The sequence below is a fragment of the Pedobacter antarcticus genome, from assembly GCF_900103515.1.
GTDB lineage: Bacteria > Bacteroidota > Bacteroidia > Sphingobacteriales > Sphingobacteriaceae > Pedobacter > Pedobacter antarcticus.
This window is the reverse complement of sequence record NZ_FNGZ01000007.1, coordinates 83249-106534: the sequence shown is the minus strand read 5'-3', so window position 1 is coordinate 106534 and position 23286 is coordinate 83249. Positions and strand designations below refer to the sequence as shown.

General features: G+C 39.9%; 28 protein-coding genes. 14 read left to right on the top strand and 14 right to left on the bottom strand.

Going from position 1 to position 23286, the window contains the following annotated elements; genetic code table 11:
• Nucleotides 1–6 precede the first annotated feature (6 nt).
• From BLR53_RS14610 to BLR53_RS14580, 7 genes are all read right to left on the bottom strand, one after another.
• The gene (locus BLR53_RS14610; protein ID WP_074590771.1) at nucleotides 7–2352 is read right to left on the bottom strand and encodes a S9 family peptidase; all 2346 of its coding nucleotides are present in this window, start codon (nucleotides 2350–2352) and stop codon (nucleotides 7–9) included.
• 80 nt (nucleotides 2353–2432) lie between these two features.
• A complete protein-coding gene (gene ygiD, locus BLR53_RS14605; protein WP_037441231.1) occupies nucleotides 2433–3260 on the bottom strand; it encodes a 4,5-DOPA-extradiol-dioxygenase in 828 nt (275 codons plus the stop codon).
• Nucleotides 3261–3344: 84 nt separating this feature from the next.
• Nucleotides 3345–3917, bottom strand: a complete 573-nt coding sequence (locus BLR53_RS14600) for a YceI family protein (protein ID WP_037441229.1) — start codon at nucleotides 3915–3917, stop codon at nucleotides 3345–3347.
• A gap of 78 nt (nucleotides 3918–3995) precedes the next feature.
• A complete protein-coding gene (locus BLR53_RS14595; RefSeq protein ID WP_037441228.1) occupies nucleotides 3996–4502 on the bottom strand; it encodes a DUF3347 domain-containing protein in 507 nt (168 codons plus the stop codon).
• A gap of 7 nt (nucleotides 4503–4509) precedes the next feature.
• Complete coding sequence (locus BLR53_RS14590; RefSeq protein ID WP_074590769.1) at nucleotides 4510–5322, bottom strand: hypothetical protein; 813 nt, start codon at nucleotides 5320–5322, stop codon at nucleotides 4510–4512.
• A 9-nt stretch (nucleotides 5323–5331) separates the two neighbouring features.
• A complete protein-coding gene (locus tag BLR53_RS14585) occupies nucleotides 5332–5871 on the bottom strand; it encodes a heavy-metal-associated domain-containing protein (protein ID WP_037441223.1) in 540 nt (179 codons plus the stop codon).
• Nucleotides 5872–6051: 180 nt separating this feature from the next.
• Complete coding sequence (locus tag BLR53_RS14580; protein ID WP_074590767.1) at nucleotides 6052–6450, bottom strand: HYC_CC_PP family protein; 399 nt, start codon at nucleotides 6448–6450, stop codon at nucleotides 6052–6054.
• Between the two features lie 160 nt (nucleotides 6451–6610).
• On the opposite strand from BLR53_RS14580, the gene BLR53_RS14575 reads away from it, so the two are divergent.
• Nucleotides 6611–7330: a peptidylprolyl isomerase gene (locus tag BLR53_RS14575; protein ID WP_074590765.1), complete on the top strand. Its 720-nt coding sequence runs from the start codon at nucleotides 6611–6613 to the stop codon at nucleotides 7328–7330.
• A 13-nt stretch (nucleotides 7331–7343) separates the two neighbouring features.
• The gene (locus tag BLR53_RS14570; protein WP_037441401.1) at nucleotides 7344–8120 is read left to right on the top strand and encodes an exodeoxyribonuclease III; all 777 of its coding nucleotides are present in this window, start codon (nucleotides 7344–7346) and stop codon (nucleotides 8118–8120) included.
• 20 nt (nucleotides 8121–8140) lie between these two features.
• Here BLR53_RS14570 and BLR53_RS14565 read toward each other — a convergent pair whose 3' ends face one another.
• The 6 genes from BLR53_RS14565 to lpxD all read right to left on the bottom strand — a co-directional run bounded on the left by BLR53_RS14565 (nucleotide 8141) and on the right by lpxD (nucleotide 13408).
• Nucleotides 8141–8704 carry a 5-formyltetrahydrofolate cyclo-ligase gene (locus tag BLR53_RS14565; RefSeq protein WP_037441214.1) on the bottom strand — a complete coding sequence of 188 codons (564 nt, stop codon included), beginning with the start codon at nucleotides 8702–8704 and terminating at the stop codon, nucleotides 8141–8143.
• A gap of 98 nt (nucleotides 8705–8802) precedes the next feature.
• Nucleotides 8803–9363 (bottom strand): elongation factor P, encoded by a 561-nt coding sequence (gene efp / locus BLR53_RS14560; RefSeq protein ID WP_074590763.1) that lies wholly within the window; start codon nucleotides 9361–9363, stop codon nucleotides 8803–8805.
• 157 nt (nucleotides 9364–9520) lie between these two features.
• Nucleotides 9521–10138 carry an ABC transporter ATP-binding protein gene (locus BLR53_RS14555; protein WP_037441212.1) on the bottom strand — a complete coding sequence of 206 codons (618 nt, stop codon included), beginning with the start codon at nucleotides 10136–10138 and terminating at the stop codon, nucleotides 9521–9523.
• A gap of 2 nt (nucleotides 10139–10140) precedes the next feature.
• Nucleotides 10141–10926, bottom strand: a complete 786-nt coding sequence (lpxA, locus tag BLR53_RS14550; RefSeq protein ID WP_037441211.1) for an acyl-ACP--UDP-N-acetylglucosamine O-acyltransferase — start codon at nucleotides 10924–10926, stop codon at nucleotides 10141–10143.
• Nucleotides 10923–12335, bottom strand: coding sequence for a bifunctional UDP-3-O-[3-hydroxymyristoyl] N-acetylglucosamine deacetylase/3-hydroxyacyl-ACP dehydratase (locus tag BLR53_RS14545; RefSeq protein WP_074590760.1), 1413 nt, complete (start codon nucleotides 12333–12335; stop codon nucleotides 10923–10925). The genes lpxA and BLR53_RS14545 overlap by 4 nt, the downstream gene beginning before the upstream one ends.
• 26 nt (nucleotides 12336–12361) lie before the next feature.
• Entirely contained in the window at nucleotides 12362–13408 is a 1047-nt protein-coding gene (gene lpxD, locus BLR53_RS14540) for a UDP-3-O-(3-hydroxymyristoyl)glucosamine N-acyltransferase (protein WP_037441209.1), read from the bottom strand.
• A gap of 374 nt (nucleotides 13409–13782) precedes the next feature.
• Here lpxD and BLR53_RS14535 point away from each other — a divergent pair, with 374 nt between their 5' ends.
• Nucleotides 13783–15048, top strand: coding sequence for a site-specific integrase (locus BLR53_RS14535; RefSeq protein WP_074590758.1), 1266 nt, complete (start codon nucleotides 13783–13785; stop codon nucleotides 15046–15048).
• On the opposite strand, the gene BLR53_RS14530 is transcribed toward BLR53_RS14535, so the two are convergent.
• The gene (locus BLR53_RS14530) at nucleotides 14994–15359 is read right to left on the bottom strand and encodes a hypothetical protein (protein ID WP_074590756.1); all 366 of its coding nucleotides are present in this window, start codon (nucleotides 15357–15359) and stop codon (nucleotides 14994–14996) included. The genes BLR53_RS14535 and BLR53_RS14530 overlap by 55 nt on opposite strands.
• Nucleotides 15360–15726: 367 nt before the next feature.
• Here BLR53_RS14530 and BLR53_RS14525 point away from each other — a divergent pair, with 367 nt between their 5' ends.
• From BLR53_RS14525 to BLR53_RS14475, 11 genes are all read left to right on the top strand, one after another.
• A complete protein-coding gene (locus BLR53_RS14525; protein ID WP_074590753.1) occupies nucleotides 15727–16104 on the top strand; it encodes a single-stranded DNA-binding protein in 378 nt (125 codons plus the stop codon).
• A gap of 44 nt (nucleotides 16105–16148) precedes the next feature.
• Nucleotides 16149–17222 (top strand): DUF932 domain-containing protein, encoded by a 1074-nt coding sequence (locus tag BLR53_RS14520; protein ID WP_074590751.1) that lies wholly within the window; start codon nucleotides 16149–16151, stop codon nucleotides 17220–17222.
• 52 nt (nucleotides 17223–17274) lie between these two features.
• Nucleotides 17275–17757 (top strand): DUF1281 family ferredoxin-like fold protein, encoded by a 483-nt coding sequence (locus BLR53_RS14515; RefSeq protein ID WP_074590749.1) that lies wholly within the window; start codon nucleotides 17275–17277, stop codon nucleotides 17755–17757.
• 11 nt (nucleotides 17758–17768) lie between these two features.
• Complete coding sequence (locus BLR53_RS14510) at nucleotides 17769–18104, top strand: molybdenum ABC transporter ATP-binding protein (RefSeq protein WP_074590747.1); 336 nt, start codon at nucleotides 17769–17771, stop codon at nucleotides 18102–18104.
• 10 nt (nucleotides 18105–18114) lie between these two features.
• The gene (locus BLR53_RS14505) at nucleotides 18115–18309 is read left to right on the top strand and encodes a hypothetical protein (RefSeq protein WP_074590745.1); all 195 of its coding nucleotides are present in this window, start codon (nucleotides 18115–18117) and stop codon (nucleotides 18307–18309) included.
• 11 nt (nucleotides 18310–18320) lie between these two features.
• On the top strand, nucleotides 18321–18932 hold the full coding sequence (locus BLR53_RS14500; RefSeq protein WP_074590743.1) for a PRTRC system protein E: 612 nt from the start codon (nucleotides 18321–18323) through the stop codon (nucleotides 18930–18932).
• A 17-nt stretch (nucleotides 18933–18949) separates the two neighbouring features.
• Nucleotides 18950–19168, top strand: coding sequence for a PRTRC system protein C (locus BLR53_RS14495; protein WP_074590740.1), 219 nt, complete (start codon nucleotides 18950–18952; stop codon nucleotides 19166–19168).
• Nucleotides 19169–19280: 112 nt separating this feature from the next.
• Nucleotides 19281–20360: a hypothetical protein gene (locus BLR53_RS14490; protein ID WP_244889529.1), complete on the top strand. Its 1080-nt coding sequence runs from the start codon at nucleotides 19281–19283 to the stop codon at nucleotides 20358–20360.
• Nucleotides 20357–21082 (top strand): PRTRC system protein B, encoded by a 726-nt coding sequence (locus tag BLR53_RS14485; RefSeq protein WP_074590736.1) that lies wholly within the window; start codon nucleotides 20357–20359, stop codon nucleotides 21080–21082. Before BLR53_RS14490 ends, BLR53_RS14485 begins: the two co-directional genes overlap by 4 nt.
• On the top strand, nucleotides 21079–21885 hold the full coding sequence (locus tag BLR53_RS14480) for a PRTRC system ThiF family protein (RefSeq protein ID WP_074590734.1): 807 nt from the start codon (nucleotides 21079–21081) through the stop codon (nucleotides 21883–21885). Before BLR53_RS14485 ends, BLR53_RS14480 begins: the two co-directional genes overlap by 4 nt.
• Before the next feature lie 342 nt (nucleotides 21886–22227).
• Nucleotides 22228–23220, top strand: coding sequence for a hypothetical protein (locus tag BLR53_RS14475; protein ID WP_074590732.1), 993 nt, complete (start codon nucleotides 22228–22230; stop codon nucleotides 23218–23220).
• Nucleotides 23221–23286: the final 66 nt, after the last annotated feature.

The following is a 23286-nucleotide window of genomic DNA, read 5'->3' as shown; positions in this document are numbered from 1 at the left end:
ATAAAACTACTTTTTAAGCGTCGTTTCAAATAATTTAAAGATTCGCTTGTACTCATCTGTCCAACTCGAAGGCTGTACAAATCCATGGTCTTCAACTGGGTAAACCGCTAGCTCCCAATTGTTCTTACCCAGCTCGATAAAACGCTGGCTCAAACGTACAATATCCTGAAAATGAACGTTCACGTCTACCATACCATGCGCCATCAATAAATTGCCTTTTAACTTGTCAGCAAAATAAATTGGGGAACTCTGTTTATAGGCAATCGGGTCGTTAGCCGGCTCATTCAGAATATTTGCGGTATAGCCATGGTTATAATGTGCCCAATCTGTAACCGAACGCAGTGCAGCACCGGAAGCAAAGACATCAGACTCATTAAATAGCGCCATCAGTGTAATAAAGCCGCCGTATGAACCACCATAAAGGCCTACATGCGCAGGATTGACATTGTATTTTTCTACCAGTAATTTAACGCCGTCTGCCTGATCGGTAAGATCCTTTCCACCCATATGGCGGTAAATGCCCGTACGATGATTTCTGCCGTATCCAGCACTCCCGGTATAGTCAATATCTATTACTGTATATCCCTGATCAGCCAGCAGATTATGGAACATATATTCTCTGGAATACTGGCTCCACCAATAGTGTACATTCTGCAGATAACCGGCACCATGCACAAAGACAACTGCCGGACGGTTAGGGTGCGGTTTAACAGCAGGATATATGCGTGCATATACATCATCGCCATAACGGTTTTTAAACGACACCATTTCCGGCTCTTTCCATTGATAGGCTTTAAATTCTGCTGAAGTAGAAGCCGTCACCTGACGTGCCTGAGCACCTGGTTTATTTTCCTGAACGTACAGTTCCCATGGTTTATTCATATAGGAATAATTGATGGCAAGCCATTTTTCATCAGGTGAAAGCGTAACCTCATTACCGCCTTTCATACTGGTAATCCGGACCGGCTCTCCCCCCTGCACACCAATTTTATAGAAATGTGAAATCCCCGGATGCTCAATATTACCGGAAAAATAAAGTGTTTTTGCATCAGCAGATAACTGCAGGTTTTTCACTTCCCATTTACCATTTGTGAGTTGCTTTTTAGTTCCCGCAGCCACATCAGAAATGTAAATATGCGAATATCCACTAGCCTCACTCTGGAAAGCTATTTTTTGATTATCGATCCAGAAAATCCCTCTCGCACCAATTCCAGGACCCGCAATCCATGCTTCGTCCCGCTGTCTGTCTACCAGGCTCAGTTGTCCCGTAGCAGCATCTAGTTTCAGAATCCAGAAATCTTTGTTGTCCTGTGATCTCGCTGCTATAACAGCAGTATTCCCTTTCTGATTCCAGAAGGGCCCGAATATATTAATAGCTCTGTCTGCATTTTTACGTTTGGCGGCTTCCAGCTTCTCCGGATAATCTTTCAGATAATCAGGCAGATCCTTTATTCCGGGTATTTGTGCAGTCTGAATCTGGTAAACCGTGTCACGCTCCCTGTCATAGACGTAAGGAGTGTATACAGGAAGAGGTTCCCCAACCTTGGTTCTGCCGGGAATATCTGTTGTATAACCCGATTCAGTAACAAAAGCAGGGACAATGGTCTGATGGCCTTTCTCCGGCATGCTCACCAACCTGTAAGTTATGAAACGTGCATCCGGGCTAACAACCAGTCCATTTAAAGCTGCGTCTTTCAAATCAATTGCACGCAAAGGTTTTTCCGGAATCAATGCTGCTCTAAAGCCAAATGGTTCAGCTTTCTTTTGCTTTTTTAATACGTCAAATAATTCCAGCTGATCTTTTTTTAACCATCCATCCTGACTATCTGCGGCTGTTTTTGCTTCTCCTTTTTTGTTCCTGACAAAATTTGTCAGTTGCTTTAATTCCCCGGTACGATGATTTAAAACAAATAAATTATCCCCTCTCTGGAAGGCTACAGAACCATTTGTAAGAAACGCTGCATTGGATTCTCTTTCTACTGTCTGCGTAAGGCGAACTTTACGCCCGTTTTTAACTTCAAGCAGGTAAAGATCCCCTCCTTGCTCGACTAATCCGAGTGATCGGTCTGAATTGTAGGTATATTCGAGCTGAATAGCTGCGTCAGCTACTTTGAGGTCGGCCTTGACTGGCTGCGTAGATCCGATCTGTACTTTATACAGTTCATCTTTCTCTTTATTTTCCGGATTCCAGTCAAAATAGACTGCTTTACTATCACCGGACCACCGATAATTGGAAGGAGCTGTTCCGAGCCATTTCTGGTCCCGCATAATATAGTCCACTGTCAGTGGCTGAGTTTGCTGCGCAGAAGCTGCAGTAGTACCCAGTAAGAAAAACAAGTAAAATTTCTTCATCAGTTTAGGTTATGCCTGCAATTTAGTAGAAAAATGGCCTGCAATAACGCTGAAGAGAAAGGTTTTATAAATGTTACAGTCTATCCGATTCGGACGGAAGTCATCGTTAACGAGCCACCTACAGCTTGGTCATTGAATAAACTTACCTGATCCTGCGGTAACTGCAAACCAAGCGCATAAAGTAAAGGCAGATAATGTTCCGGAGTGGGTATAGCGAGCATTGCGGCTTTACCGAGCTGCTGATAGGCCATGAGCGGGCGGTGGTCTCCATTCATAATCAACTGTTTAAACTGCTCATTTATATCCAGTGCCCAGTCATATCCGCCACCATCAATCATACTCCAATTCATCATGCGTAGATTGTGCACCATATTTCCACTGCCCATAATCAAAACTCCTTTTCTGCGCAGTGCAACCAATTCTGCAGCCATCTCATAATGTGCTCTTGGATCTTTTCTGTAATCAATACTGAGCTGCAGAATAGGAATATCAGCCAGAGGAAACATGTGCTGTAAAACTGTCCAGGCACCATGGTCCAGGCCCCAATCATGATCGAGCTCTACTTTTGTACTAGAAATTAACCCTGCCGTCTCAACAGCAAGCGCAGGATCGCCGGGGGCAGGATACTGTAAATCAAATAACGCTTGCGGAAATCCCCCGAAGTCATGAATAGTCTGAGGAAAGTCCATTGCAGTAACTGCAGTACCATTAGTAAACCAATGTGCGGAGACCACAATAACGGCTTTTGGTACCGGTATCGTTCTTCCCAATTCAGCCCAGGAATTACTAAAAGCATTGGTTTCTATGCCGTTCATCGGAGAACCATGTCCGATAAAAAGAACAGGCATTAAAAGGTCCTGTACCGGCAGGCTGGCATTCATTTGACGGATTGTTGAAAGATTAGCCATGATTAAAGGTATGTCATAAATGAAAAAGGGGGATGGAAAAACTTAAAAGCTTCTCCATCCCCCTTTTGAGGTTATTCAAAAAGCTTATTTAGCTTGTGCAAACTCAAGATTTAGATTAATTTTAATATCCTTTGCTACAGCCATTCCAGTCGGATCGTACTTAATGTTAAATGCAGTACGGTCTATAGTTGTACTAGCTTGAAATCCAGCGATCGTTCCACCTTGCTGATTTTTAGCTGTTCCGCCATAAACAACATTAAATTTAACGTCTTTGGTTACATCACGGATTGTCAGTTTACCATTAAGCTCGTAGTTATTATCTTTCAATTTTTTGAAAGACGTACTTACGAAAGTCATTTCAGGATATTTTTCGGCATTAAAGAAATCGTCAGATTTTAAGTGCTTATCACGCATCTCTACAGTAGTACTGATACTGTTCACATCTACAGTGAAATTGATCTTAGCATCTGTAAGGTCTGCTTTTGATGCTTCGATAGTTCCTGAAAACTTGTGAAACGCACCATTAACAAATGATATTCCCATATGTCTTACTTCGAAATTAACGAAGGAATGCATCGGGTCGGTGGTCCATTTAGTTTGTGCGAAAGTTGCTGCACTAAGGCTAAGCGCCACAAAAAATAAGAATAACTTTTTCATAATGATAGGGTTTATTTTAATACCCGCAAAGCTACGGCCAATAAAGTCCCGCCAGATTGATCTATGATAAGAAATACATTACTTCAATGTAGCGGTAACTGAACCACAGTCGTACATAGCACTTCCATAATATGGATTCTGTACAGCTTTGACCTCATTAAGCCAAGTATATTTACCCATCGGACAAAACTGAACGTAAACTGCGTCATTATTCAATTTCAGCCCCTTAACCAACGCAAGCATTGGTTCACTTACGCCCATAAAACTTTTACGCTGCTCTTTCAGGTCTTTCGATCCGGCAATTTCTCCTGCACTTTTTACAGCTGGAGCTGATTCTTTCATCCATAGTTGATGTTGGGCGTCGGAAGAAAACCCAGTATGCGGGACCTCTTTAATTACCTCCTGTAGCTTAGACGCTGCCACTGATGCTGCAGGCGCGTCGTCTTTCGCAAGTGCATTTTTTAGTACATAATACTGTTGGAGAACAACATTGAACTTCGTTTGAACTTCGGATTTCTGAGCCATTACAGGCTGCATAAAAGCGCTTAATAACAGCGCAAAACAAATTACCAGTGATTTTTTCATTTCTATTTTATTTTAAAGCATTAAAAAAGTTAAACTCAGCACGAACCAGGAACATGTTTTTAGTAAAGCGGTTGTCCATTTTACCGGCTACTTCAAAGCGGTAACCCAGATCTATTCTTGTCCGGCTATTCAGGATAACCTGCAACGCAGGGGCCAGGTCAAGATAAGAATGTCCGGTTTCCGGATTGGTTTTACCCAACATTTCGAAATACAGGTTAAAGTTCGGCTGATTATAGTTTTTGTAGACAAAAGGTAGCATCAGATAACCAGAAGACAGGCTATAGCCCAGCATCTGGCTGGCAACCGGAAGATTTGTATTTCCCCGCAGTTCGCCCAGATCAAACGCCTTTGTATAACTTACTGTCGCTGAAAGTGCCAGTTTGTGAAGTAACTGTGTAAAGATCAAACCTCCCTGGACACCACTATTGTCCCCTTCGAGGTTAATATCTTCGGTATAAACCTTTCTTTTACTGGTACTCAATCTTCCAAAAGCAGCAGCCCTGAAGTGCTGCTGCGCATCATCAATAGAAAGAAAACGATATTTACCATAAAGACTTCCTCCCTCGAGCCTGTACCGGTTATCCATGTCCGACAAAAATGCCTGACCGTGAACCATCAGCTTTTTATTAAAGCTTAGCATGAGTTCAGGCATAGTTCGGTTTGCCCTGCTGTTAAAAGAACCCTCCTGGGTAACCCTTATACCGATAGATTTGGCGGCCATATTACTCGCAGGTTCCGTAAAAACATAAAGCTCCTGTGCGCGCAGCCCGGTTTGAAAAAGCAGCAACATTCCTACTGCAACAAACAATAATTTCCTCATCTCTGCGACTTAAATACTCAGGTGATAAACCCTGGTTTCTTTACCCTGGATAACTTCTTTTCCCGTAGCATAACTGTCTACTTTAAGCTGAGCAGCTTTTTTACGGAATGCAGAGGAAGAAATAAAGTCTTTATCCAGTACCTTTACAACCACCGGACCATTCAGGGTTTTACTTTTTGCATTGACAATCCTGAATACTGTTCCATCGAGCTGAGCAAGCCCCTTTTCATCTATTGCTGTCTGATTGAAATGGATGGTAGCAGAAAGATCTCCGATAGAGAAGCCCGCATCCTGAACTTTATTTTTAATTTGATCCAGGTTTACGTCCTGATCCTTTTTAAAATTGATGACAAATACATTCCGGTTCAGGTCCGGAGTAATATCTTCAATAAAACTCAGGCTTTTCAAAGAAGTTTCAGTTGCCCTGGAGCACATAGAGCATGTTAAACCGTTAACTTGCAGTTCAGCTTTTGAAATTTCTTGTGCTGAAGTTTTTAAACCTGTAAATAATAATGCCGAAGCAGCTATTGCATATGCGATAAGTTTCATCTGTATATTTTTTAGAATGATCCTGTCTGGGTTACAAAATCTGGATTTAGCCTATATCCGACCAGTTTTTGACGTGAGAAAACGACGGTATAAGTTCAGACTTAAAGTCCTGACAGTTTAAATAATTGAATTGAAAGAGAGGTTCAGAAAAGGAACCTTAACAAGCAAAATATTCCTGGTCTAATTCCGGAATACACAATTATAGGCATACAGAGAAACTCTACTGGATAAAGGGGGTACTTTATCTGCCTTTCCACTAAATAATACTGGTAATACTGCACGAATCATTTCTGAAAGAAATGGTGCAAGGAATAAAGTTACGCCATAATTTTTAGGCAGGCTAACTTTAACTCCGGATTCATGGCTGTCTTTAATCTTCGCATCAACCGCTGTATTTTTACAGCAGGTATTAGTTTGATCAGGCTTCTCTGAGGCCTTACAACCTTTACAGTGTTCCTTTGCAGTAAACTGGACAGCAGCAAGATCACCCCCGCAGAAATGCAGGCTAAGGGCTATACCAATTACGCTAATCAGGTAAAAGGCACATAAACCCATGGCTATTTTTTGTCTCAGTTTCATGATATGCAAATGTAGGGGATATAACGAGTAATTCCAAATAAGCTAATTAGCTTTAAACCCATCAGGTTAAGGTTATAGTCATTGCAGGGACATATAAAATGACTAATAATTTGTATTCCCCTCCATTCAGCTGTAAATTCGTTAAAATTTCAAGGCCTTTATGAAATACATCTATACCTTTTTACTCTGCTGTTTGCTTGGACAGGCTTACGCTGCAAAACCAGTTCACCAGTACATCAGGATTAATACCGCAGATGGCGAAATTATCATCATGCTTTATAACAGCACGCCAAAACACAGGGACAATATGGTAAAACTGGCTAAAAGCGGGTTCTATAACGGAACCTTGTTCCACCGGGTAATAGCCGGATTTATGATTCAGGGTGGAGATCCTGACTCCAAAGCAGCAAAGCCAGAAGCCGAATTAGGCGAGGGAGATACAGGATACACGGTTGATGCAGAATTCAGAGACAGCCTCTTCCATAAAAAAGGAGTCCTTGCTGCGGCAAGAGACAACAATCCGGCAAAAGCATCAAGTGGTTGTCAGTTTTACCTTGTACAAGGTAAGATATTCAACCCGGCAGGGCTGGACAGCCTGGAGAACGGCCGTTTAAAATTTAAAATCCCCGCATACCAACGTGAAATCTATCAGACCGTAGGCGGAACGCCTCATCTGGATAGAAATTATACTGTATATGGTGAAATTATTACGGGTATAGCCGTGCTGGATAAGATCGCAGCCTGTCAGACGGGACCAAATAACAGACCTGTGTCTAATCAGGAAATGCAGGTAAGCCTATTAAAAAGAAGACAGGCAAGAAAGCTGGAACGGACTATGAAACGTTCGCCAGAAATTAAGCCAATAGCTTTTAATCTTTAAAATAACCTATAAAATGAAGATAATCACTTATAATGTGAACGGAATACGTTCTGCTTCCACCAAGAATTTTTTCGGCTGGCTGCAATCCACAGATGCAGATATGGTTTGTTTGCAGGAGGTAAAAGCAATGCCGGAACAAATCCCGGAGATTATAGCCCTGATTGAAAGCCTGGGATATCATCATTACTGGTTCTGTGCAGAAAAAAAAGGATACAGCGGTGTTGCATTACTAACGAAGATCAAACCGCTCCACGTTGAATACGGTTGCGGAGAGGAATGGATTGATAAAGAAGGCCGCATTTTAAGAGCCGATTTCGAAGACTTTTCATTGATGAGCGTGTATTTGCCGTCTGGATCGTCCGGTGATGAGAGACAGGCTAAAAAGTATGTTTTCATGGATTTTTTTGAGCAATACATCACCAATCTGCGCCTTACGCATCCGAACCTGATCATTTCCGGGGACTATAACATCTGTCACTCGGCAATTGATATTCATAACCCGAAGTCAAATGCGAAATCTTCCGGGTTTTTACCAGAAGAAAGAGCATGGATGGATTTACTCGTTGGCAGTGGTCTGACCGACACTTTCCGTCATTTCAATAAAGATCCCCATCATTATACCTGGTGGAGCTACCGAGCCGGATCAAGAGCGAAGAACCTCGGTTGGCGTATTGATTACCACCTTACTACCCCACCGATGCTGGAAAGACTTAAAAATGTACGTATTCTACCCGACGCTATCCATTCTGATCATTGTCCGGTTTTACTCGAGCTGGAAAGCAAAACATAACAATTAAACAAGCTAAAAGCTTAAAAATAAACAATGGTATCCGGCGTAAGGCAACAATCCAGCCGGATATCATTTTCATGCACGTCGCTGATTTCTCCTTCAGGTGCAAAAAATGAGACCCCAACTTTAAGGGCTCCGGAAGTCTCCAGAAAACGATCATAGAATCCCTTTCCATATCCTACGCGATAACCATGCACATCTACTGCGAGCAAAGGCACTAAGACAAGATCAATTTCTGCTGAGTATTCCTGGTCGTCTATAGGTTCCCAAATCTGAAACTTATTTTTCTGAAGCATTTCCCTCCCGGCAAAAACATGGTGTGTCATCAAAAAAGTTTCAAAATCTGCCCGCGGGATTACTATCTTAATTTTAGGATGCTCAAGCTGAAGCCAGTCAATAAAAAGGAAGGTATCGGGTTCATTTTTATCTTCAATCGGCAAAAAAAGATGAATGGTGTGGATCCCTGAAAAATCCAGTCTGCAGAATTGTTCAAGCAGTTTTTCATTGAGCAGGCGAATATTTTCGGGGTTCAGCGTTTTTCGACGCAGCAATTCCTGCTTTCTGATCAAAGATTTAAGTGCCATACTCAAAGATAAACAGAAATGGCCTAAAAAAAATATGGCTTCGGGAACCACTCCGAAGCCAAAATCAACCTAAACCTAAAACTAAACTATGAAAATTCTTACTTTACTCTTTCAACATATTCACTTGTGCGGGTATCAACACGAATTTTATCGCCCTGATTAATAAACATGGGGACTTTAATCTCCACACCCGTCTCAACAGTTGCATATTTCAATGCGTTTGTTGAAGTATCACCTTTGACAGCTGGTTCCGTATAGGTAATTTCCAGCTCTACATGAGAAGGTGTCTGCGCCATAATCGGCTCCTCACTTTCAAATGCGATGATTACATTCATTCCTTCTTTCAAAAATTTAACAGATTCTCCGAACAACGTTCTGGGTATGTTAAACTGTTCAAAAGAAGTGTTATCCATTACCACCAGAAATTCTCCATCTTCATACAGATATTGATAGTCACTGGTTTCAACGCGGCAAATAGATACTTCTTCATCAGTACGGAATCTATATTCAACAAGTTTCCCTGTTTTGATATTCCGCATCTTAGCCTGGTAAAAAGCTCTCAGGTTTCCGGGCGTACGGTGAAGAAACTCTTCGACCTGTACTAACTCACCATTGAAACGCAAAATATTACCACTTTTTACTTCTGATGCTTTTGCCATTTTAATTGAAATTTAAGCTTACAATCTTTAGCGCCATTTCGTGCCGCAAAGGTAAAGACAAATTATGAATTCTACAATACTAATATTTAAATATTCTTTTAAATGCATTTGGGTGCTCTAACATGACATTTGTCTTGCAATTTGACCCCTAATACAGCTATTTATAATCAGAAATCTGCAGGTGATGATCGCAAAATTTATACTCATTCTCCTGATTTGACCCAATGATCACCATCTTTTTTGCTGCAAACTGCGCAATGAGGTCCTGATACCAACTCACACCCTGAACATCAAGATTAGAGGTCGGTTCGTCAAGCAATAGCAAAGGAGCATCTGTACAGCAAGCCAGCGCCAGTTTCGTTCTTTGCTTCATTCCAGAAGAGAAATATTTAAGAGCTTTGTCTTCCGAACGGCTCAATCCCAGGAGATCCAGAACAGCCCTCAAATTGAGACCCGGAATGAGATCTTTAAACTTGAAATGAAACGCAATTGTCTCCTGTAGGGTGAACTCCTCAACCAGATCTAAATAGGGTGCAGCAAAGCTACTTTGACGATACCATTCGGCTTCCGGGATAGCAATACCATCTGCGGAATAAGAAACCTCACCTTCGGACGGAGACAGATTACCAAGAATCAGGCTAAGTAAAGTCGATTTACCTGAACCATTTGGACCCAGAATGGCGTATTTCTGACCACCAGCAAACGTATAGCTGATATCTCTGAATATCCACTCCTGGTTAAACCTTCTGCCCGCTGCCGATAGCTTAATATCCATGCTTAGCTACCGGAACCGAAACCTTTCATCACACCCCTGTTAGAATTACGGATAAAATCAACGATCTCATCCCTGATCTCTGTAGGTGCGAATTCAGCCTCAATTTTATCAAGTGCTTTAGTTACATTATTGTGCTTTACGAAAAGAACCCTGTAAATCTCCTGGATTTCGTTGATCTTCTCAGACGAAAACCCTCTTCTTCTAAGTCCTACAGAATTGATACCTGCATACGAAAGTGGTTCCCTTGCGGCTTTAACATAAGGAGGCACATCTTTACGTACCAGTGAACCACCGGTAATAAAGGCATGTGAACCTACTTTAACAAACTGATGAATAGCAACCAGCCCGGCAAGAACCACGTGGCTACCGATAGTAATATGGCCTGCCAGAGTCGTACTGTTAGAGAAAATACAGTAATCACCAACTTCGCAATCATGCGCAATATGGCTATAAGCCTGAATCAGGCAGTGACTCCCGATTACAGTCTTCCATTTATCTTTAGTTCCACGATTAATCGTTACACATTCTCGGATAGTGGTATAATCACCAATCTCCGCAGTTGTAACTTCACCTGCGAACTTTAAATCCTGAGGAACACCGGAAATTACAGATCCTGGAAAAATATTACAGTTTTTTCCTATCCGCGCACCATCCATGATGACGACATTTGACGCAATCCATGTTCCGTCTCCGATCACAACGTCTTTGTGAATCACAGAAAAAGGTTCAATGGTTACATTTTTACCGATTTTTGCATCCGGATGTATATAGGCTAAGGGTTGTATCATGATACGCGTTCGCTTTCTTTAACTTTTGAAATTTGTGCCATCATTTCGGCTTCCACAACAACTTTCTCACCCACCATTCCGACACCTTTCATTTGCGCGATACCCCTGCGGATTGGCTCCATCAGATCGCATCTGAAAACGATAGTATCTCCAGGTAGTACCTGGGCACGGAAACGTACTTTATCTATTTTAAGGAAATAAGTCAGGTAGTTTCTTGGATCAGGAACAGTGCTGAGCACCAGGATTCCACCCGTTTGTGCCATAGCTTCGATCTGAATTACGCCCGGTAAAACCGGAGCGCCAGGAAAATGCCCCTTAAAAAACTCTTCATTCATAGTAACGTTTTTTACGCCGACTACGTGTGTCTTTGAAAGTTCGAGGATCTTATCGATAAATAGAAAGGGTTGTCTGTGTGGCAGAATATCCATGATCTGAACCACGTCATACAAAGGTTTCACCCCAGGATCATAAACGTGCTGCACTTTTTTGTTTTTTTCTTTTTTAATTGCTGCTTTAATCTTTTTAGCAAAGGCAACATTAGCTGCGTGTCCCGGACGGGCAGCCATAATATGACCTTTCAGGTGCATCCCCACAAGGGCAAGATCACCGATCATATCTAATAATTTATGTCTTGCAGGTTCATTCTGATAACGCAGTTCCATATTATTCAGGACACCCTGAGGAGCTACATCAATTTTTTCCCTGTGAAATATTTTAGCCAGGTGATCCAGTTCTTCCCTGGTCACTTCTTTATCTACGATAACGATAGCGTTATTTAAGTCGCCGCCTTTGATCAGATTATTCTGCAGCTGATATTCAAGCTCATGCAGGAAACAAAAGGTCCGGCAGGATGCGATTTCGTTCTTAAATTCTGCAATACTTGGAATCACTGCATGCTGACTCCCAAGTACAGGTGAATTATAATCAATCATACAGGTAAACCTGTAATCATCAAGCGGCATAGCTACGATTTCTACCTTACGTTCTGCTTCTGTATAAATAATATTGTGCGGAATCTGGAAGTATTCACGATCTACACTTTGCGCGATTATTCCGGCTCTTTCCAAAGCCTCTACAAAAAGAATAGCGCTGCCATCCATAATCGGCGTTTCAGGCCCATCAAGCTTCATCAGCACATTATCCAGATCCATACCCACCAGAGATGCCATTACATGCTCTACTGTACTGATACTTGCTCCATTCTGGCTAATTGTCGTACCTCTTGCCGTGTCCGTAACATTATCGCAGTCTGCATCTACGATCGGTTCTCCAGGAAGATCCGTTCGCTGGAATTTGAACCCGTGATTTTCAGGTGCCGGACAAAAAGTCAAAGTGACATTAGCTCCTGTATGCAGACCTACGCCCTTTACAGAAACTTCGCTTTTAATGGTTTTTTGTTTAACGTTCATTATTGTTTTGTGTAGTTCTTTTATTACTATGATTGGGGCGTGGTATTCAAGCTTGTTTCCAGCTTTGCGATTCTCTTTTCCATATCCGGAAGATGCCTGAAGAGTACAGATGCTCTCATCCAGTTACGGAGTGGCTGTGCAGGAGAACCATGCCATTGTTTGTTTTCCTCACTAATACTAAAATTAACCCCCGCCTGGGCACCCAATTGAGTTCCTTTCGCAAGTGATAAATGGCCTGCAATTCCTACCTGTCCGCCGACGACAGAACGCTCCCCTACCTTGGTACTGCCAGAAATACCCGCTTGTGCGGCTACAACTGTGTTTTCACCTATTTCTACGTTATGTGCAACCTGAATCAGGTTGTCCAGCTTAACACCTTTACGGATAAAGGTAGAACCCATTGTTGCCCGGTCGACTGTCGTATTCGAACCAATCTCAACGTCATCTTCAATAACTACGTTTCCAATTTGCGGAATCTTACTGTAACTACCGTCAGGTTGAGGTGCAAATCCGAAACCATCGCTGCCAATCACTGTATTAGAGTGAATAATTACACGATTGCCGATCACAGAACGATTATATATTTTCACCCCTGGATGAAAAAAGCCGTTTGAGCCGATTACTGTATCAGCACCAATAAATACCTGGGGGAAAACTTTCGTGTTATCGCCAATGACTACATTTTCAGAAACATAGGCGAATGCACCAATAAATACATTTTTACCGATAGTAGCCGATGGGTGTACAAAAGAAGGCTGTTCTATCCCGCTTTTCTCACTAACCATGGTCAGCGCCTCATTGTATTTCTCGAGTAATACCGAAAAAGCGCTATAAGGATCCTTAACCCGGACAAGCGTACAACTTAACTTATGGGCTGGCGCAAAATCCAGACTGACAATTACTACGGAAGCATTTGTCGAATATATATAATGTTCGTACTTAGGGTTCGACAGAAAACATAAGGTCCCTTTCTTTCCATCCTCTATTTTTGAAAGTTCAGAAACCACGGCGGTTTCATCTCCTTCAACTGTTCCACTTAAAAAGTCGCTTATCTGCTTGGCAGTAAATTGCATCCTACAAAGTTAAATGTTAAATTGATATGAACAAATAATCCCACAAGTCATATTTTCAAACGCTGCACTTTGTCCAGCATGCTAAAAACGGAATTATTATTGGCTTTTTTTGTTAAAAAGAATTAATAAAAAGCAAAAGTAAGCAAAACGGCGAAAACCGTTACTATATAGTGGTTTATAAAGTGGTAGTACAAAGTTGGAAGACTGTGTACTTTAGTTTTTGGGCTTGAAATGACAAGGTTAGGTTACTAAATCGTTACTGGTTAATACCTAAATAAAATACTATAACCGTTTATACTTCAGTTATTTGCATCATTTTTCATATTTACTTGTAACTCAATGAAAGTTAATTTTAAACATTAAATTTTTGAGTTATGGAGAAGACAAAAAAATCCACGTTCAAACTACTTTTCTACCTAAAGAAAAATGAACCGAAGAAGAATGGAACAGTTGCAATTATGGGGCGTATTACCGTTGATGGTAAACCAACATCTTTCAGTACAAAATTAGAAATAGATCCTAAAATATGGGATTTAAAACACGGTAGGGTTTTAGGCAAGAGTACCCAAGCATTGGCAATCAACCTTAAATTGGATAAAATAAGATTGCGCATAGACCAGCATTATGATGAAATGTTTAAAGATGAAGGTTTCGTTACGGCACAAAAACTAAAGATTTCCTTTTTAGGTATCGGTGTTATGGCCGATACAATTCTTACTGTTTTTGCAGATCACAATGGCGACTTTAAAAAAATGGTCGATAAAGAACAACGTTCTGCAAGCACTTATGCGAAATATGATATTGTTTATAGACACTTAGCTGAGTTTATCCAATTGCGTTATTACAGACCCGATATGGCTTTCAGAGAACTTACACCAGATTTTATTCGTGAGTTCGACTTCTTTCTGCGTGTAGATAAGGAATGTACGCATAATACCGTATGGGTTTATACGATGCCTGTCATCCGAATGGTAGAGCTTGCTATTAAAAAAGGACTAATCAGAAAAAATCCTTTCGAAGATTACGAGATTACGATGAACGAGAAAGATCGGGGTTATCTGCTGAAAGAAGATGTGGAGAAGATTATGGTTCATAAAGTAGATGCAAGGTTTGACTTGGTCCGGGATTTATTTGTATTCAGTTGCTTTACAGGTTTATCTTATGCCGATATTAAGAAGTTAAAGCGAAGCAATATCCAATCATTCTTTGACGGGCATCAATGGATCATAAGCAGGCGTAAAAAATCAGACATTGCATCAAATGTGCGTTTGCTTGAAATACCTAAAAGAATAATTAATAAATACGTGGGTGTTATGAGGAATGAACTTGTTTTCCCTATACCATCTAATGCTACTTGCAACACCCATATCCGCAAGGTTGCAGGGCAGGCAGAGGTTTTTCCAGAGCATAAAATTGGTTTTCATACAGCCAGGCATACTTTCGGAACAATGTTTCTGACCGAGGGTGTTCCACTTGAAAGCCTTAGCAAAATGATGGGGCATAAAAACATTTCTACCACACAGATTTATGCTAAAATTACCAGCCAAAAAATCAGTAAGGATATGGATTTGGTTTCAGATAAATTTCAATCTATGGAACGTGCATTTTTAGCTATTAAGGAAGAGCTTGTTGTTGGATAGATTTTATAATCCTTTAGGTAAGATTTAGAAGCAGAACTTAACGGTTCTGCTTTTTTTATCCCCACACTTTTTATCCCCACACTTTTTATCCCCAAAGCACATTTATTTTCTTTACTCAAGCCCTTCGCATAAAAGAGCTTTGTTGGATATACTGAAAAAAATATCGAAAAATTCAGGGCAAATCCCAAGCAATATTTTCCAATATCCTTTTGGTGGCTTTCATAGCCACAAACACTTAAAATGGTTAAGAATTCTGCCAGATAAATGCTGGTTTTATAATCATATAGACCATTTCTTAATGCCTTTTCCATTGGCTTCCACATAGGCTTTTATCCAAGAGCCAGTATGCTGTTTTGTCCCATTTCAAGAGCAAAGGTATTTCCGTGTTCTTAACGCAGCATCAAGGTCAAGCCCTGCGGGTTTGCCAAAAAATCTCCACCCATTCGGGTCGTATTTTTTGTCAAAACCTTGCTGTTGCTAAACACGAACCTTTTATGCTCGTGAAACGAAACAAAGCATACTCCGGCTCTTTAAACGAATAAAAAAAATGTCAGAAATGAAAAAATACAGCATTAGAAATGGTAAAAGAGAAACGAAACTTCAGCACCTCCTCTCATTACCGAATAAATCAAAAAAAATAAAATCAGAACAAAATCAATAACGCAAAAAATAGAAATTATGAACATCACAGGACGATTGACGAGAGATGCAGAGGTACGCACAACGTCACAGCAAAAACAAGTAGTAAACTTTTCAGTAGCAATCAACGACAGCTACCGTAACAAACAGGGCGAACGCATAGAGCAGACAACCTATTTCGATTGCTCCTATTGGATAACGCCCAATGTTGCCAAAATCCTAACAAAAGGCTCGTTGGTGGAATTATCGGGCAGGGTAACCGCAAGAGCGTGGACAGGCAATGACGGAGAAGCACACGCAGGACTGAATTTTCACACCTCCCAAATCAAACTGCACGGAGGTAGCAGGAGAACAGAAACTGTACAAGCCACCACAGGAACAAGCTATAAGAAAACAGAGGACGACCTCCCATTTTAACAACGAGTATTCAAACAATTTTAAAATTTTAAAATCATTTTATCATGGCACATAATATCAATTTCAACGAGAGAACAGGACGTTATTCATTCTTTAGCGTACAACAAAAAGCGTGGCACGGTTTGGGGCAAATCGTGGAGCAATACCCAACAAGCGAGGAAGCTATCAAACACGCAGGGTTAGATTACGAAGTTGTAAAATCACCACTATTTACCAAAGGTTCGGGTATTATCGAAACGGCAAACGGCATTGAGATAGGCAGTAGTGAATTGGAAGTACCTAACTATTTCGCCAACATACGCACCGATAACAATGCAGTATTAGGTGTGGTTGGTAAGGATTACCACATCGTACAAAACCGTGAAGCCTTTAATTTCTTTGATGCTATTGTAGGCGGTGGCGAGGGTATTCTGTATGAAACCGCAGGAGCGTTAGGCAACGGAGAGCGCATATTTATCACAGCCAAATTGCCCGACTATATCCGTGTAGGTAATGGTGATGATGTAACAGAAAAATACATTTTCCTAACTACTTCGCACGATGGTAGCGGAAGTATCACAGCCGCATTTACACCTGTCAGAATTGTTTGCCAAAATACGCTGAATGCTTCGCTACGCAGTATGACCAATGTAGTCCGTATCAAACATACTTCGGGAGCAAAACAACGTATCGAAAACGCCCATAAAATTATGGGACTGGCGAACACTTTGAGCAACCAATTAGAGGGTATTTTTAATGAGTGGGCAAGCGTAAAAGTAACAGACCGAGAAGTAAGAAAGCTAATCCAATTAGCACTTTGCCCAAATAAAGAAACGCTTGACTTAATTAAAAAAGGTGCAGAAGATGAAATTTCAACCTTGTTTAAAAATACCGTTGATGATGCTTTTTCTTATGCGATGATAAGCGACACGCAACAAATGGATACCACAAAAGGCACATTGTTCGGAGCGTACAATGCCGTTACAGGCTACTATCAGAATGTACGCAATTACAAAAATGATGAAGCCAAGTTGCAGAGTATTGTATTGGGTGGTACTGCCCAACTCAAATCACAGAAAGCATTTGACTTGTGTACCTCTTTTGCAACGGATGGTGCGGAAATCTTAAACCTTAATTAAATAACTATAGGCTACCGCTTTAAACGGTGGTAGCCTTATAAAAACTAACATTATGGCAAATTGGTGCAGTAATACAGTTGTTTTCGAGGGCACACCCGAAGCAATCGAACAGATACAGAAGCTATTCAAGTTAATGGCAGAACAAGAACTAAAAGAAAACTGTGGACAATTACCCGACTTTATTTCGGAAGATAACGGAGGTTATTTCTTTGCTACCTACCAGTACGAAGGCGATACAGACGTATTTCAATACGAAACAAAATGGTCACCTAATATAGAAGTGGTACAAAGAATAGCAGAACACTATAAAGTGAATTTCATACAGGATTATGAGGAATTGGGTTGCTTGATATATGGTAGAGCAACATGTGCTGACAAGCTACTCACAGATATTTATTTGGAAGACGAGGATTTTGAGAAATTTCAATTTGACCAAGAAACCGATACTTATCATTTTGAGGGTAAAGAATACAACAGCGATTGCGAGATTTTGGAAACCTTGTTAGAGCAGAAAATAGCCAATCATCAACCTTAAAAACAAGAATAATGGAAACGAAAATAATAGCCACCAAGTTTGTCCGCTATGATGTACCCGAATTGGAAACCCTACAATTTGCAAAGGTTTATCTATTGAGAGAGAAACTGAACAAAGGCGAAAAAATGAACCGAGCCGAAAAGAATTGGCTTGCAGAAGCAGTAAACCGAAATGCCTATTTCAAAAAAGCAGTTCCCTTGCAAGGTTATAGGTTTGGTTTTGAAGATGTTTTGAAAAACTATGTAGTGAAGCAATACGGCAATTGGGCAGAATACAATGCACCCGATAAGACAAGCCTTAGAAGCATCGTATATGGTAGGATTGAACAAATAGCACAAATTAATTAATCCAACAGCTATGAAAATAACAGACATAAATGGTTGTCAAATCGAAGTAACAGATTTAAAGGAAGCCATAAAAATAGCAAGACGATACAAAGAATATCGCCACGAAGACAGCAATTTTTCGGAGTTTGACAAAAGGCAAAAAACCTATTGGTCGGATATGTACGAGAAACTAAGAGCAATCAAAGCACAATTAACAACATCTTAAATTTTACAGCAATGAATACTAATTTTTTCAATCAGATAGCACAGTTGGACTTTACAGGAGTATTACAACTGAACATTTCAAAAGGAGTAGAAAATAACCTAATCGTTTCGGTTATCCTCAACAACGAACAATGCGGAGATAACGCCAAAAACTTAATTCCGCCACTAACATTTAACGCAACACCCCAAGAGTTTGACGATGGTTTTTTTGAGCAGATAACCGCACCCATCAAAACCGTTTCGGGTTTAATGGTGGATATGGGAAAATTTCTAAAACAATTAGAAGAAGTCAAAAAACAATCGGCTATGGAGAAAGAAAAAGCCGATAAACAGAAGAAAGAACAGGAAGCCAAAGACAAGAAATTTAAAGACGGAATGGCAAAGGCGGACGAGTTAGAAAAAGAGGGCAAATTCCGTGAAGCGTGGATGAAAGTACCCGAGATAACGGAGTTTCCCGAAAAAGCGGACGAGATACGCAAACGTAAAAACGCATTGTCTGACAAGTTTGCAACACCGAGCCTTTTTGGAGTAATGGAAGAAGCAAAACCCGAACTGCAACAGACGGAAGAAGTTACAGTAGATTATCCTACTGATGAAACTGACGAAGAAGAACAAGAGTATTAATCCAAAAAATCAGATTTATGTTATTAGCAACGCAATTAGAGCGAGTTTTCATACTCAAAGATAAAGGACAGGACATCAAACTGACCGACCCAGAACCACGTTGGAGCGTGGAAGCCGTAATGAATTTTTACGCCAATATGTACCCTATTTTGACAACGGCAAAAGTATCAGCACCGCAAATAAAAGACGATGCGGTTGAGTACAAATTTGAAAGCGTAATGGGTACAAAAGGTTAAACCAAAAATAAAAACGATGAATTATGCAACCACATATCCTATCGGGAATTATCAGCATACCCGAACAGAAACGACAACGGCAATTACACCGACAGTTAAACGAGTTCGCACAATGGATGCAAAGACCAAAAGATGCAAACGAAGTGCAGAAAGACAAGCGGAAAGCAGTACCAATAGCGATGTTGCCAATGGTTTTCTAAAGTCGGCATTCCTGCCTAAACTGAAAACGGAACAATCCGTACAAACTTGTAAGAAAACAGTAAAAACAGAGCGGAATTTTTATCAATCCCTTTCCAAACTTGCCGAGCATTATGGCATTGAGCCGATGCAGACACAGATTTACGGTTATCCCTACAATATAGCTTTGGCGATGTGGGATATAGAAACCAAGTTAAAACGTACCCATTTAAATTGGGATAGTTTGCAATTGGTACAGGATAGTAAGAAAACCTTTTTTGTTAGCGAGGAACGATACGATACAAGAACGACCTTGTATTATATCCCTATCGTTCCACTCTTTAAAATGCTCAACGACAAAAGGCGTAAAAAGACCGCTCAATTATTGGTTTCCGCATGCAGTTATCTGTATCACATTGTGGATATTCCGTATTACAGACAAGAAAATAGCTACCTATTTTGGATGTATGAAATGATGACCGATTGGGTGGAACAAGACGATGAAATGGGCGAAACAGAAAGATACAAAAGCGAGTTAAGGCAAGCCGAACAAATTGGCGACAAGATGGAACAGAAATTATTCAACCGTATCAATTTAGAATTATTTGAACAGCGTTTGAACAACTTCAAAAGCCTTGATGAATTTGACCAAGAATGTTGGCAATTGGCTTGTAAAGTTTTTGAACTTTTTACGGAATATCCAACAACAAGTATTTTCAAAAACGCACCCATTTCCGAACAAGACCCTTACAATGATGATTATGACAATGAAACCATTGGAATGGAAAAGTACATTTCATTTGTAGCAGATACCAAAGGTTGGTTATATGAAAGTCTTTCGGATAGCATTAACAATGAATTTAATGAGTACGGAGCAATGGCAGAACCCACCATTAGCAAACACTTTGACGGAAGTGAAATAACGGCAACCAACCTTGATTTTGAATACCGCTTGTTTCCGATACTGAACGATTTATGCGGTTTATTAGATGAATATAAAACGACAGCAGAATGAACAATTTAAACGACATCACCGAGAATTTTGGAACATTATATTTTCCAAAATCTGCTTTGGTTTTTTATGAAACCAAAGGTGTAAATACAGATATGTATGTGGAGCATTTTGATATGGATAGAAACGGAAACCCTATCAATGCACACCCTTTGACCGTAAAAGAAGCCAATGTATTGGCAAAATCATTACAGACCGATGAAGAAAAGAACAAAGCCTTTTTAAAGCCAAAGGGAATTTTGCCAACCAACATTTTACACATCAATTCGAGCGAAAAAGGTACGGTACTTTGGTACACCAAAGCACAGCAAAGACAACTGTATTTTGTGAACGGTTTGGGTATTCCCAATGGCAAGGCTAAAGTACCGCCATTGGTTTGGTTTGCCAATAAAAACAGCCTTTCGGTTTTTGCATTGTCAAGTGACAGAAGACCAACAGAAAAAACGCTTTTGCATTACGCCCCTTTTTTCAATTTGTATGAAAACGGCAACGTTTGTATGGGAACCGTAAATATTGATATTCAAAATTCGGCTTCGGTGGAGGAATTTATACAGGCTTGGGGAAGTTATTTTTTCAACAGTTATTTCAGCCATTTATTGGGGAATTACAATCCGATAAAAGGAAATTGTGTAAGACTATGGAAAGACCTAATTGGTACAGAAAACCCCTTTCCAAAAGAAGTATTGAAACCAAATAACAAAACACTTAAAAACCTATTGCAATGAACACCGAAAAAATAACAGTCCATTTTACGGACAACAGTTTACTCAATCCGACCAATCCGATTTTGATAAATGTAATGGGTACAGGTGGAACAGGTTCAAAGGTTTTAACCGCCTTAATGGAAATGAACCACAGTTTAATTGAGTTGGGACACGCAGGACTACAAATCCGCCTTTGGGATGATGATGTAATTACCCAAGCAAATTTAGGAAGACAGCGTTTTGCAGAATGTGAAATTGGATTGTACAAATCCGTGGCATTAATCAACAGAGCCAACCGATTTTCGGGAACAAATTGGAAAGCCGAAACGGTAAAATTTGAAAAAGACCGTTTAGATAAATTGCCCGAAAATGCAGGAGCAAGTATTTATATTTCTTGCGTGGACAGCGTAAAAGCAAGGTTTGGGATTGCGGATATTTTGAATATTCTGAACAACGGTAAAGCCTATTCCAACCGCCCACGTTATTGGTTAGATTTTGGTAACAGCCAGCACACAGGACAAGTGCTACTATCTACAATAGGAACAATTAAACAACCCAATTCCGAGAAATACGAAACGGTGGCAAGCCTGCCATTTATTACTGATGAATTTGGCGAACTTTTAAAACAGTCTGAAGAGCAGGACGACACGCCAAGTTGCAGTTTATCTGAGGCATTAGAAAAGCAGGATTTGTTTATCAATTCGTCATTGGCACAAATGGGTTGTTCTTTGCTTTGGGGCTTGTTTCGTTATGGAATGACCGAATACAGAGGTTTTTTTCACAATCTGAAAGATTTTAATACCCACCCGATAAAAGTTGCCTGACCCGAGAAATCGGGCGACAAAAATGCAATTCCTCACTTCGGTCGGAAACGCATTTTTGTATTTAATTAGGTGCAACCCCTTTGTCAAAATGCACCGCTCCACAGTTCCCTTCCTCTACATTTCACCAAACAGGTTGCGTTATTATTGCGTGGGATATTTGTTATCCCATTTTTGGTTTTAGCGAACTTCTTTTCTTTTCACATCTGCGACCAAAGAAAAGAAGCAAAAGAACGTCGCTTTTTTATGTCTGGTTTTTGACTTAGCGTTTTTTAAATGATATTTTTAATTCATTAAATTTGTTGCTATTTCGTCTTCAAAAAACCACCCTTAAAAAGCTCATCAATGATAGAAACGTCGATTGCTATATCTGTAAACCGAAAATCAGATATTGAAATAATACAACAAAAAATTATTGAAAAGAGCTTGCAGTTCCCTGTTTATATCTGTGAATATGAAAATAGCTATCAAATAAACTTTACCAGTGATTATGAAGAATGGGAATTGGATACTGCGATACTAAATTGTTTCCCTGATTACGAATATACTACAGACCTTGAAAGAGGACGCAAAGAAATCAGAGTTCAAATTTCAAGATGCCAATCAGAACTTTGTACTGATGGCTGGGGAAGACCACTGGAAAGTCCTTTAGATGAAACTAAATATCTTATTAAAAAATCAGTCAATAAACCTGCAAATTTCAATCCTAAAATCAAGGTTTTATTTGAAGATAAAGAACAATATTATTATGTGAATGTTGTGGATGGTATAAACAAAGCAACTGATGAAAAGGGATTTCTATTATTAGATAATTTCAAAAATAAAATTGAAGATAACACTGCTGAAATATTAAAAGATAGACTTTATAAATCTCAACTCGAAGCCTTTCATTCAGGATATAATAAATTGTCTGAATTGGTAGATGGCGATTTTAGATTGCATCTGGAGAACAAAAAGAAAAAAATTAGAGAAATTGAAAAATTGCCAAGAAAAATTATCAGGGATTTTATAAAGGCTTGTAATAGTTTTGATGAGGTTGCTATATCTAAAAACCTTGATAAAGAACTTGTTTATGAGAAGCGGTTGAATTGGAAAACCATTTTACAAACGGATGGAATAGCTGAATTTAAAGAATATCTAAATTCATCAGAGCAAAGCTTGTGCAGTAAAAATTTCAAAATCAGATCATCCTGGACTTTCAATTTACCGAATATAAATATTGGCGTAAAATATTTCCCTATTTCTACCGATATAGAGAAACAATCTTTTCAAAAATATGGACAGATTAACTTCACTTTGGAAAACAATATGATTACCTGCATTATTGACGAAAGCTAAATACTTTAGCTTTTTTGATAACTGATACAATTGCCATCTAGTTTTTTTTATAAATTTACAAAAAGT

What these genes read in the sequence shown, in the direction of transcription:
- BLR53_RS14610 (WP_074590771.1), bottom strand. Translation starts at nt 2,352, where the DNA reads ATGAAGAAATTTTACTTGTTTTTCTTACTGGGTACTACTGCAGCTTCT.
- ygiD (WP_037441231.1), bottom strand. Translation starts at nt 3,260, where the DNA reads ATGGCTAATCTTTCAACAATCCGTCAAATGAATGCCAGCCTGCCGGTA.
- BLR53_RS14600 (WP_037441229.1), bottom strand. Translation starts at nt 3,917, where the DNA reads ATGAAAAAGTTATTCTTATTTTTTGTGGCGCTTAGCCTTAGTGCAGCA.
- BLR53_RS14595 (WP_037441228.1), bottom strand. Translation starts at nt 4,502, where the DNA reads ATGAAAAAATCACTGGTAATTTGTTTTGCGCTGTTATTAAGCGCTTTT.
- BLR53_RS14590 (WP_074590769.1), bottom strand. Translation starts at nt 5,322, where the DNA reads ATGAGGAAATTATTGTTTGTTGCAGTAGGAATGTTGCTGCTTTTTCAA.
- BLR53_RS14585 (WP_037441223.1), bottom strand. Translation starts at nt 5,871, where the DNA reads ATGAAACTTATCGCATATGCAATAGCTGCTTCGGCATTATTATTTACA.
- BLR53_RS14580 (WP_074590767.1), bottom strand. Translation starts at nt 6,450, where the DNA reads ATGAAACTGAGACAAAAAATAGCCATGGGTTTATGTGCCTTTTACCTG.
- BLR53_RS14575 (WP_074590765.1), top strand. Translation starts at nt 6,611, where the DNA reads ATGAAATACATCTATACCTTTTTACTCTGCTGTTTGCTTGGACAGGCT.
- BLR53_RS14570 (WP_037441401.1), top strand. Translation starts at nt 7,344, where the DNA reads ATGAAGATAATCACTTATAATGTGAACGGAATACGTTCTGCTTCCACC.
- BLR53_RS14565 (WP_037441214.1), bottom strand. Translation starts at nt 8,704, where the DNA reads ATGGCACTTAAATCTTTGATCAGAAAGCAGGAATTGCTGCGTCGAAAA.
- efp (WP_074590763.1), bottom strand. Translation starts at nt 9,363, where the DNA reads ATGGCAAAAGCATCAGAAGTAAAAAGTGGTAATATTTTGCGTTTCAAT.
- BLR53_RS14555 (WP_037441212.1), bottom strand. Translation starts at nt 10,138, where the DNA reads ATGGATATTAAGCTATCGGCAGCGGGCAGAAGGTTTAACCAGGAGTGG.
- lpxA (WP_037441211.1), bottom strand. Translation starts at nt 10,926, where the DNA reads ATGATACAACCCTTAGCCTATATACATCCGGATGCAAAAATCGGTAAA.
- BLR53_RS14545 (WP_074590760.1), bottom strand. Translation starts at nt 12,335, where the DNA reads ATGAACGTTAAACAAAAAACCATTAAAAGCGAAGTTTCTGTAAAGGGC.
- lpxD (WP_037441209.1), bottom strand. Translation starts at nt 13,408, where the DNA reads ATGCAATTTACTGCCAAGCAGATAAGCGACTTTTTAAGTGGAACAGTT.
- BLR53_RS14535 (WP_074590758.1), top strand. Translation starts at nt 13,783, where the DNA reads ATGGAGAAGACAAAAAAATCCACGTTCAAACTACTTTTCTACCTAAAG.
- BLR53_RS14530 (WP_074590756.1), bottom strand. Translation starts at nt 15,359, where the DNA reads ATGGAAAAGGCATTAAGAAATGGTCTATATGATTATAAAACCAGCATT.
- BLR53_RS14525 (WP_074590753.1), top strand. Translation starts at nt 15,727, where the DNA reads ATGAACATCACAGGACGATTGACGAGAGATGCAGAGGTACGCACAACG.
- BLR53_RS14520 (WP_074590751.1), top strand. Translation starts at nt 16,149, where the DNA reads ATGGCACATAATATCAATTTCAACGAGAGAACAGGACGTTATTCATTC.
- BLR53_RS14515 (WP_074590749.1), top strand. Translation starts at nt 17,275, where the DNA reads ATGGCAAATTGGTGCAGTAATACAGTTGTTTTCGAGGGCACACCCGAA.
- BLR53_RS14510 (WP_074590747.1), top strand. Translation starts at nt 17,769, where the DNA reads ATGGAAACGAAAATAATAGCCACCAAGTTTGTCCGCTATGATGTACCC.
- BLR53_RS14505 (WP_074590745.1), top strand. Translation starts at nt 18,115, where the DNA reads ATGAAAATAACAGACATAAATGGTTGTCAAATCGAAGTAACAGATTTA.
- BLR53_RS14500 (WP_074590743.1), top strand. Translation starts at nt 18,321, where the DNA reads ATGAATACTAATTTTTTCAATCAGATAGCACAGTTGGACTTTACAGGA.
- BLR53_RS14495 (WP_074590740.1), top strand. Translation starts at nt 18,950, where the DNA reads ATGTTATTAGCAACGCAATTAGAGCGAGTTTTCATACTCAAAGATAAA.
- BLR53_RS14490 (WP_244889529.1), top strand. Translation starts at nt 19,281, where the DNA reads ATGGATGCAAAGACCAAAAGATGCAAACGAAGTGCAGAAAGACAAGCG.
- BLR53_RS14485 (WP_074590736.1), top strand. Translation starts at nt 20,357, where the DNA reads ATGAACAATTTAAACGACATCACCGAGAATTTTGGAACATTATATTTT.
- BLR53_RS14480 (WP_074590734.1), top strand. Translation starts at nt 21,079, where the DNA reads ATGAACACCGAAAAAATAACAGTCCATTTTACGGACAACAGTTTACTC.
- BLR53_RS14475 (WP_074590732.1), top strand. Translation starts at nt 22,228, where the DNA reads ATGATAGAAACGTCGATTGCTATATCTGTAAACCGAAAATCAGATATT.